We start from the raw sequence: 2,181 nt of genomic DNA on the forward strand, positions 1-2,181 counted from the left end.
GGTGGCCTGCAGATGTTCTGAACGATAAGTTGGCGGACTAGAGGCGATTGGAGCCCCCCATGTCTATTGATCTGACGGTGAACGGCGAGAAGCGCAGCGTTGTGGCGGATGCGGAGAAGCCGCTGCTGTGGGTGCTGCGCGAGGATCTGCACCTGCCGGGCACGAAGTTCGGGTGCGGTGCGGGGCTGTGCGGGGCGTGCACCGTGCTGCTGGACGGTCAGGCTGTCCGGTCCTGCCAGACGCCGGTGGGATCTGTGGGGGAAGCGCAGATCACCACGATCGAGGATGTAACCTCGCAGCCCGCGGGCAAGCATGTCGTGGCCGCGTGGGAAGACCTCGACGTGCCGCAGTGCGGCTATTGCCAGGCAGGCCAGATCATGTCGGCGACATGGCTGCTCGAGCAGATCCCCGATCCGGCGGACGAGGACATCGACGCGGTGATGAGCGGCAACATCTGCCGGTGTTCCACTTACCTGCGCATCCGCGCGGCGATCAGGCAGGCCGCCAGGGCCAGGGCAGCAGCGGCATGAACGCGCCATTCGATCTGAACCGCCGGTCGTTCCTGTCGGTGGCGCTGCTGGGCGGCGCGGTGCTGAGCTTCGGCGCGCGGCTGGTGCTTCCCGGCGAGGCCGGAGCCGAGGCGGGGGACGGCGCCCGTGTGCTCAATGCCTTCATCCGCATCAACCCGGACAACAGCGTGGTCATCGGCGCCAAGAACCCGGAGATCGGGCAGGGCGTGAAGACCATGCTGCCGATGCTCCTCGCGGAGGAACTCGATGTCGACTGGGAACAGGTCCGCATCGAGCAGACCCTGGCCGATGATGCAAAATACGGCCGGCAAAGCGCGGGCGGCAGCCGCTCCACGCCGGTGAACTGGCTGCCCTTGCGGCAGGCCGGCGCGGCGGCCCGGCACATGCTGGTTGCAGCGGCCGCGGCCGAGTGGGGCGTCGCGCCTGCATCGCTGACGACCGGCAGCGGCATGGTCCGCCACGCGGCGTCGGGCAGGGCAGCGACTTATGCTTCGCTGGCATCCGCGGCCGCGCAGATCACGCCTCCCGCGCTGGACACCGTGGCGCTCAAGCCGGACGATGCGTTCAGGATCATCGGCACCTCGCGGCGCGGCGTCGATACGCCTGCGATTGTCCGGGGCAAGCCACTGTTCGGCATCGATACCGAGCTTCCCGGCATGGTCCATGCCGCTATCGAGGCTTGCCCGGTGTTCCAGGGCACGGTGGCCTCGTTCGACGATGCGGCGGTGAAGGCGGTCAAGGGCGTGATCGCGGTGGTGCCGGTCAACACCGGCCTTGTGCCCAAAGGCCAGTTCGATGCCCTGGCGACCGTCGCGGACAGCTGGTGGACCGCGCAGCAGGCGCGGGGCAAGCTCAAGGTCGAATGGGACACCGGAACGCTCGAGAGGTTCTCGACCGAAGCCTATGCCAGGCAGGCGGACGCGGCGCTGAAGGGCGAATCCCAAAGCGACATCCTGAAGAAGGGCGATGCCGGGGCAGCCCTGTCCGGCGCCGCGCGGACCGTCACTGCGCGCTACAGCTATCCGTTCCTCGCGCATGGCACGCTCGAGCCGCAGAACTGCACCGGCCTGTTCGAGGACGGGGCACTCACGCTCTGGGCGCCTTCGCAGTCACCGGGCAACGGGCGCCGGCAGGTTGCCGAACTGCTGGACCTCGCGCCCGATGCGATCACCATCCACATGACCCGGATCGGCGGCGGCTTCGGCCGGCGGCTGATGAACGACTACATGGTTCAGGTGGCGCAGATCGCGCGCGCGGTGCCGGGCCGGCCGGTCAAGCTGCTCTACACCCGCGCCGACGACATGCGGCACGACTACTACCGTCCCGGCGGGTGGCACGAACTGACCGCCGGGCTCGACAAGGATGGCAATCTCGTCGCGCTCAGGGATCACTTCGTGACCTTCGGCGCCGATGGCCAGCCTGTGCGTGCGGCCGAGATGGAGGAGACCGAGTTTCCGGCGCAGATCGTCCCCGATGTCCACTTCGGCGCGACCTATCTGCCGACCAACCTGCCGACCGGCTGGCTGCGAGCACCGACGTCCAATGCCATGGGCTTCGTCTTCCAGTCCTTCCTCGACGAGCTTGCCGAAGCCGCCGGGATGGACTTGCCGACTTTCGTGCTACGCATTCTCGGCAAGGACCGGATGCTGCC

At 68.0% G+C, this 2,181-nt stretch carries 2 protein-coding genes; both read left to right on the plus strand.

The window, feature by feature from the left end:
- The first annotated feature begins 59 nt into the window (after positions 1-59).
- On the plus strand, positions 60-530 hold the full coding sequence (locus MTR64_RS21175; protein ID WP_243996554.1) for a (2Fe-2S)-binding protein: 471 nt from the start codon (positions 60-62) through the stop codon (positions 528-530).
- Positions 527-2,181 (plus strand): xanthine dehydrogenase family protein molybdopterin-binding subunit (locus tag MTR64_RS21180; protein ID WP_243996556.1); only part of this gene is annotated, 1,655 nt, incomplete at its 3' end. The genes MTR64_RS21175 and MTR64_RS21180, both read left to right, overlap by 4 nt.

The organism is Novosphingobium album (ex Hu et al. 2023) (genome assembly GCF_022832385.1).
Classification (GTDB): domain Bacteria; phylum Pseudomonadota; class Alphaproteobacteria; order Sphingomonadales; family Sphingomonadaceae; genus Novosphingobium; species Novosphingobium album.

Coding starts and splice junctions, on each gene's coding strand:
- MTR64_RS21175 (WP_243996554.1), top strand. CDS start 60: ATGTCTATTGATCTGACGGTGAACGGCGAGAAGCGCAGCGTTGTGGCG.